At 64.8% G+C, this 1,317-nt stretch carries 2 protein-coding genes; both read right to left on the bottom strand.

Annotated elements, in window-relative coordinates; genetic code table 11:
* Nucleotides 1–110: 110 nt before the first annotated feature.
* Nucleotides 111–596: an Imm1 family immunity protein gene (locus ACWGE0_RS45630; RefSeq protein ID WP_452267086.1), complete on the bottom strand. Its 486-nt coding sequence runs from the start codon at nt 594–596 to the stop codon at nt 111–113.
* Nucleotides 593–991, bottom strand: coding sequence for a DddA-like double-stranded DNA deaminase toxin (locus ACWGE0_RS45625; RefSeq protein ID WP_452267087.1), 399 nt, complete (start codon nt 989–991; stop codon nt 593–595). The genes ACWGE0_RS45630 and ACWGE0_RS45625 overlap by 4 nt, the downstream gene beginning before the upstream one ends.
* Nucleotides 992–1,317 lie beyond the last annotated feature (326 nt).

The raw sequence follows: 1,317 nt of genomic DNA, 5'->3' as shown, positions 1-1,317 counted from the left end.
GGACCCCCTGATCAGATTGGCGGGGGTCTGGGGGCAGCGCCCCCAGGAAACGCACGCAACAGGACTCGCCGCCCGCAAGGCGACCACCCTCAAAAGCCGCGACCCGCAAATCAGGAAACCTGCGACTCCTGCCACTCCACACAGGTAGGCCGCTCACCAGTCAGACGAAACTCCTCCAACGCCGCAAAGATGCGATCAATCGGAAGCCCCGCATCATCCGGGAACGGCGTCTTCGTATCGCTGTCGATGTACAACGTCGGCGAGCCCGAACCAGCTAGCTCCCCACGGGTGGCATACACCCCAGTCGAGGTGTCACCATCCGCAGGCTCCTCCCAAGACAACGGACTGAGAAACAACAACGCACCCACGCGTTCAGGAATCGCCACAGCGACCTTGATCAGAGTGTCCGGCTCGTCGTACGGACCGACCTTCGGGCGCTCGCGGGCGACGATCTGCGCCGGATGCGGCTGCGCGTGCGCGAGCAGGTACTCCAACAGTTCCTTCAACTCGGAACTCGACGTGACGGCCACCGGCTCGTTAGCGGGCCTGTCCAGGTCGTCGTCGCGGTAGTACCAGACGTCAAGCGTGTAGCTCACCGAATGCCCTTCCCATGAAACGTGTGGGACCTTACCGGATCGTGCACGATCAGCGTTTGCCCTGGTAGAAGCACTAGAGGGAGCAACTCGAAGCAGGACAGCGGACCCTCGCAGAGCTGGTTGTTCACAACCACCTCGGCGCGCACGACACCGGACACCCGCATTCGCCACCCCACTTTGGTCTCGACGTGCTGGGCCGCCGTCGGGAACGTCCGTGGTCGCACCCTCCCGATGTTGACGAGGTGCTGGGCGATCGCTCGGTCCTCACCGTTGGATTCACCACCGCTCTGGACCAGGTCGCTGTGCCCGTCCTCGTCGCGGTAGAACCCGCTGGTGACATAGCTCGGGAGCTGTGCGCGATGACGCTCGGCCCACGTGGCCGCCGGGGGCGGCACGGATGTCGACACACGGCCAGGTGCCGTGGAACCTGCTGGACTCGGCGACACAGGGTCGCCCCGGAGGGCCTTGCGATAGTTCTCGACACCTTGCCGGGCGGCGGCGACGGCCTGAGACAGCTCCGCCGTTCCCTTCGCGGCCTCCGACCACTGCTCAACCGCCTGGTTGAACTCGTAGGCGAGTTGCCCCTCCCTGCATGACCGCCGTCAGCAACTGCACTGCCTCGTCGGCTAGCTGTAGTGCCCTGAGAGGTTAGGAACGCGGCTGGCGGGTGGCTGGCCTGCAAGTGCGGTGTGACCGCGGTGGTGATTGTAGAGATGCAACC

The organism is Lentzea sp. NPDC054927, from assembly GCF_053610285.1.
Note: the sequence above shows the minus strand (reverse complement) of the source record. Positions and strands in the feature narration are given on the sequence as shown.